At 69.9% G+C, this 6,000-nt stretch carries 4 protein-coding genes and 1 pseudogene; all 5 read left to right on the plus strand.

The genetic code is table 11. From position 1 onward, the window contains the following. Positions 1-78 precede the first annotated feature (78 nt). Complete coding sequence (locus AADR41_RS28585; RefSeq protein ID WP_342284285.1) at positions 79-951, plus strand: hypothetical protein; 873 nt, start codon at positions 79-81, stop codon at positions 949-951. A 10-nt stretch (positions 952-961) separates the two neighbouring features. Then, positions 962-2,299, plus strand: coding sequence for a hypothetical protein (locus AADR41_RS28590; protein ID WP_446751117.1), 1,338 nt, complete (start codon positions 962-964; stop codon positions 2,297-2,299). Then, on the plus strand, positions 2,296-3,846 hold the full coding sequence (locus AADR41_RS28595; RefSeq protein ID WP_342284287.1) for an SCO6880 family protein: 1,551 nt from the start codon (positions 2,296-2,298) through the stop codon (positions 3,844-3,846). Before AADR41_RS28590 ends, AADR41_RS28595 begins: the two co-directional genes overlap by 4 nt. Positions 3,847-3,934: 88 nt before the next feature. Beyond that, positions 3,935-5,353, plus strand: coding sequence for an ATP-binding protein (locus tag AADR41_RS28600; RefSeq protein ID WP_342284288.1), 1,419 nt, complete (start codon positions 3,935-3,937; stop codon positions 5,351-5,353). Between the two features lies 1 nt (position 5,354). Beyond that, positions 5,355-6,000: pseudogene (locus tag AADR41_RS28605) on the plus strand (type VI secretion protein); the annotation flags it as partial.

Here is a 6,000-nt window from a genome sequence, read left to right on the forward strand (position 1 = left end):
CACCGCGTCCGCGCGGCATCCCGCACGGCTACCGTCGTACTACCCGGTTCAGGCAACGGTTGAGGGGGCGTGCGCGGCATGAGTCTCGGCGACGACAACGGCTACGGCAACGACTCGGGCCGTACGGACGATGCATACAGCACCATCGGCGGGACACGCCAGACCCGTACCCGCCTGCCCGACGGCGAGGGCGGCGACGGCTACAGCGCCCCCCGCCGCCCGGCCCGTGCTTCCCGCTCGCTCGTCACGATGGCCGGCGTGGTCGTCCTCCTGATCGCGGCCATCGCGTTCGCCAACATGGGCGGGGGACGCGGGGGCGACAAGGACAACGGTCCGGGAAGCTCGGGAAGCAAGCCGGAGGCGGCGTCCACGGCTGCCACCGGGACGAAGCCGGTGACGGGGAAGAACGGCACGATCCCGTCGGGGTTCGCGCATGACGAGCAAGGGGCGCAGAGCGCGGCGGCGAACTACGCCGTGGCGCTCGTATCGGCTGACATCCTCAAGCCGGCCAAGCGCGCCGAGATCGTTCGCCAGGTTTTCATCCCTTCCAGAGCCGACGAACTCGAAACCAAGTTCAACCGGGCGTACAGCAAAGAGTTCCTTGACAAAATCGGCCTGGACGAAAGCGGGAACGCGGCCACCGGCATGACTTACGTCTCGCGGACTGCGCCTGTCGGAACCAAAGTGACTGAGTCATCAGGATCATCCACCACTGTCGATGTCTGGTGCACGGGAGTGTTCGGCACTGCCGGCGTCAGCTCCACCAACCCGGTGAGCAACGACTGGTTCACCATGACCCTGAAGCTTCAGTGGGACGGCAGTGACTGGAAGGTCGACAGCTTCTCCCAGAAGGAGGGCCCCGCACCGGTCAACACCGACCGCACGGCCTCCAACGCTGACGAGATCGCCAAGGCCGTGGAGGAGTACGGAGGGTTCACCTATGCCCGTTAGCCCACGTCTCATGCTCAAGGCCGGTGCGGTCCTGGCGAGCGTCCAGGCAACGCTCGTGATCCTGGCCACACGCGTCGCAGCTGCACCGACCCCATCGCCGACTCCTACGGCCAAGGACAACTGCGACCTCATCGTCGGTCCCGCCAAGGACTACTGCGAAAACGGCGACGCAGCCCCCAAGACCAACATCTCCCCCTCCGTCGACAACTCCCTCGACCCCCTCTCCTCCCTCGCCCGCGGCTGCGCCGACGCCGCCGCCTGGATCGTCGGGAAGCTCAGCGAGGCCGTGAAGGGCACCGCCAACGTCGACTTCACGAACACCAAGTTCCTCCAGCAGTACGCGATCGTCTTCGCCGCCTCCACCGTCCTGACGCTCGTCCTGTGGCTGCTCGCCGTCGCCAAGCGGGCGATCCGCGGCGTGCCGCTGACCACCGCGATCTCCGAGGCCATCGGGTTCCTGTGGCTGACGGTCCTCGCCTCCGCGTTCACCCCGCTGATCCTCTACACGATCGTCTCCGCGACCGACGGCGTCACCGAGATCGTCGCCTCCTCCTCCGGCGGGCAGACCGACGTCTTCTTCGGGTCGTTCGCCGAAGCCCTCAAGAAGGGCTCCGACATCGGCGGCGGGCCGATCATGCTGATCGTCGTCTCGCTCGTCTCGATCCTCGCCGCGGGCATCCTCTGGCTGGAGCTCGTCATCCGGGCCGCCCTGCTCTACGTGGGCGCCCTGCTCGGCACCGTCGTCTACGCCGGGCTCGTCGACAAGAACATGTGGGGCCACGTCCGACGCTGGGCGGGCATCATGGTCGCGGTGATCATGGTGAAGCCGGTCATCGTCGTCGTGCTCGGACTGGCCGGCGCGCTCTCCCAGAACGACGGGCCGAACGCGTTCTCCGCCGTCGTCTCCGGCCTCGCCATCATCCTGCTGGCGATCTTCGCCTCGGCGATGATCTACCGCTTCGTCCCCGGCTTCGGCGACGAGATCCAGGGCGCCCGCACCAACCGCAAGGCGGCCACCGACGGCTCCCAGGCCGCCGCGCTGATCAGCTCGCCCGCCGCCCTCGTCTCCCAGGGCATCAAGACCCACAGCAGCCGCAGCGGCCAGAACAGCGGCGACGGAGGCAACAACGGCGGCCGCCCCGCCAACGCGATCAGCGGCGGAGTCGCCGCGCACAGCTCCCGCAACTCCGGCGGAAGCGGAGCAGGCGGCGGATCCGTCCCCTCCGCCGCACCTCCGCCGCGCAGCGGTTCCGGGCCGACGTCCGGCACCCCGCACGGCAGCCGCTCCCACCGAGGTGGCGGATCAGGCAGTTCAGGTAACAACAGCACGGGAGGTGGAGGGCGTTGACGACTCCGTCCCACACGATCGCGCCCCGCCGTACGTATCTCATCGGCCGGGCCCGGCCGAACGCGATCGTCGGCAAGAACCGCGAGACCGGCGAGATCGCCCTGATCATCGCCGGCGCGTTCCTCGGCATGGTGAGCGGACTGGCCGTCCCCTACCTCGGCCCGCGGATCATGCTGCTCGTGGGCTTCCCCATCCTCGCCCTGGCGATCGTGTACCTCCCGTACAAGCACCGCACCTTCTACAAGTGGTTTGAAATCAACCGCAGCTACAAGCGCTCTCTGCGCCGCGGTACGGCCTACCGCTCCGCCGCCATGGAGGCGGGCGTCGGCGTCGACGGGCGTGAGGTCGAGATCGGCCCGCCCCCCGGCATCGGCCGGATCAGCTGGCTCGCCGCCCCCTTCGGCCCGGACGAGATCGCCGTGCTCCTGCACGCCGACCGGCGCACCGTCACCGCCGCGATCGAGATCGAGGGCCCCGGCGTCGGTCTCCGCGACAGCGAGGACCAGGAAGCTCTCGTCGACCGGTTCGGCACGTTGCTGAAGCACGTCGCCAACGGCGACGGCTTCGTGACCCGCATCCAGATGCTGGCCCGCACCCTGCCCGCCGACCCCGACGCGCACGCCAAGGACGTCGCCCAGCGCGGCGACAAGGCGTCCCCCGGCTGGCTCCAGGAGTCCTACGACCAGCTCCAGTCCATGGTCTCCACCTCCAGCGAGCAGCACCGCGCCTACCTCGTGGCCTGCATGCACTACACCCGCGAGCTGGCCGCCGAAGCCAACGCCATGGCGCGCGCCGCCCGCCCCGGGTCCGGCCGCAGGCTCGACCGGGACGCCGGCCTCGCCGTCGTCATGGCGCGCGAGCTCACCGACATCTGCGCCCGCCTCGCCGAGGCCGACATCCGGGTCCGCCAGCCGCTCGGCCAGAGCCGCCTCGCCTCCCTCGTCCACTCGATGTACGACCCCGACCACCCCATCGACCACATCCAGGCCATGACCAAGCGCAACGCCTGGCCGGCCGAGCTGGACGCGGTCGAGCCGACATACCTCCAGGCCAAGACCCGCGAGTCGGTCACCCGCGCCCCCTGGTGCCACTCCACGGCCTGGGTGAAGGAGTGGCCGATGACCCCCGTCGGCGTCAACTTCCTCGCCCCGCTCCTCGTCCACACCCCCGATGTGATCCGTACGGTCGCGGTCTGCATGGACCTGGAACCCACCGAGGTCGCCATCGAGCGGATGCTCACCGAGAAGACGAACGACGAGGCGGAGGCCAGCCGTCAGGCCAAGATGAACCGCACCGTCGACCCGCGCGACATCGCCGCCCACGGCCGCCTCGACCAGCGGGGTGAAGACCTCGCGAGCGGCGCCGCCGGCGTGAACCTGGTGGGGTACATCACCGTGTCGTCGCGCTCGCCGGAGGCCCTGGCCCGCGACAAACGGACGATCCGGGCCTCGGCCGGCAAGTCGTATCTCAAGCTGGAATGGTGCGACCGCGAGCACCACCGCGCCTTCGTGAACACCCTGCCGTTCGCCACCGGCATCCGCCGCTAGCTGCACAGCGCGGCACAAGCACAAGCACAGCGACCAAGAGCCAAGAACCAAGAGAACCGAGAGAACCGAAAGGGAGGTCGGTCACGCCATGCGAGACCCGCTGTCCGCGCTGTCGGACGCCTTCACCGCCTTCCTCTTCGGGAAGGTGGAGACGACCAGGCTGCCCGTCCGCACGTCGACCGGACAGGCCCAGGCCGTCTATCTGCCCACCGCGGCCCCCGGCCTCGGCGACTCCGGCGTGATCATCGGCCGCGAGGTCTACTCCGGCAAGGGCTACATCTACGACCCCTTCCAGCTGTACGGACAGCAGCTGCCGGCCCCGCACTGGCTGGTGCTCGGCGAGTCCGGCAACGGCAAGTCCGCGCTGGAGAAGACGTACGTGCTGCGCCAGCTCCGCTTCCGCGACCGCCAGGTCGTCGTGCTGGACGCCCAGGGCGAGGACGGCGTCGGCGAATGGAACCTCATCGCCCAGGAACTCGGCCTCACCCCGATCCGCCTCGACCCGACCTCCGCCCTCAACGGCGGCATCCGGCTCAACCCGCTCGACCCCGCGATCACCACCACCGGCCAGCTCGCCCTGCTCCGCACGATCATCGAGGTCGCGATGGGGCACGGCCTGGACGAGCGGTCCGGCTTCGCGCTGAAGGTCGCCCACGCCTACGTCAACGAGACGATCACCGACCGGCAGCCGGTCCTCACCGACATCGTCGACCAGCTCCGCCACCCGGAGCCCGAGTCCGCCGAGGCGATGAACGTCGACATAGACGATGTACGGGCCTGGGGCCTGGACGTCGCCCTCGTCCTGGACCGGCTGGTCGACGGTGACCTGCGCGGCATGTTCGACGGACCGACCAGCTTCGGCATCGACCTCGACGCCCCGCTGATCGTGTTCGACCTCTCCCACATCGACCGGAACTCGATCGCGATGCCGATCCTGATGGCGATCGTCGGCGTCTGGCTGGAGCACACCTGGATCAGGCCCGACCGGAAGAAGCGCATCTTCCTGGTGGAAGAGGCCTGGCACATCATCAACTCGCCCTTCGTGGCGCAGCTCTTCCAGCGTCTGCTGAAGTTCGGGCGCCGCCTCGGCCTGTCGTTCGTGGCCGTCGTCCACCACCTCAGCGACGTCGTCGACGGAGCGGCGGCGCGGGAGGCCGCGGCAATCCTCAAGATGGCGTCGACCCGCACGATCTACGCCCAGAAGGCCGACGAGGCCAGAGCGACGGGGCGCGTGCTCGGCCTGCCCCGGTGGGCGGTCGAGATCATCCCGACGCTCACCCCCGGCATCGCGGTCTGGGACGTCAACGGCAACGTCCAGGTGGTCAAACACCTGATCACCGAGGCGGAACGCCCGCTGGTCTTCACCGACCGCGCGATGACCGAGTCGTCCGCCGGCGACCCCCTGCCCGACGACGTACGCGCCGCGGACCTGGAGGCGGAGCAGCGCGCGGCCCGGATCGAGCACCAGCAACGGCTGAACGAGTCGTCCGAGTCAACGGTGGCATGACATGGCGGGGCGCGCTGATCAACGTACCGGCGGCAACGGCGGCGGCACCGGCGGTGGCATCCCCGACGGCATGCTCATCGGCCTGCTGGCCCTCCTGCTCGGGCTGACGCTGCTGGTGTGGACGGCCACCGGCCTGGCCGGACTGTTCGCGCACGGTGCCTGGCCGGAGGGGGTCACGCTCGCCGAGTCGCCGCTGTCGGTCCGCCGGCTCGTCACCGCACCGCACGACCTCCCGGCCGCCTGGCCGAACACCCCGGCGGGCGAACTCTCCGGGTACGGGCTCTTCTGGGGCCTGTTCATCGGCGAACTGATGGTGCTGCTGGTGCTGACGGTGTTCGTGCTGGGCGTGGTGGCCCGCTGGCGAGCGGTACGGGCCCGGCAGCGGGCCGAGCGCTACGGGGACGGGGCGGACGAGTACGCGTACGAGGACGAGCCCGTACGGGCCCGCCGACGGCAGGAGCCCCGCCGCCGGGCCCGGCGGGACGACACCGCCGTCCCCTTGGAGCACTCCCCGGCCGAAACCGCCCCTCTCCCCAGGACCGAAACCACCCCCGTAGTCGAAACCGCCCCCGGACCGCGAGCCGAACCCACCACCGCCACCGCAGCCTCCACCGGAACGGGAACCGGGCCCCTCACCGGAACCGAAG

The organism is Streptomyces sp. CLV115, from assembly GCF_038448545.1.
Taxonomy (GTDB): domain Bacteria; phylum Actinomycetota; class Actinomycetes; order Streptomycetales; family Streptomycetaceae; genus Streptomyces; species Streptomyces sanglieri.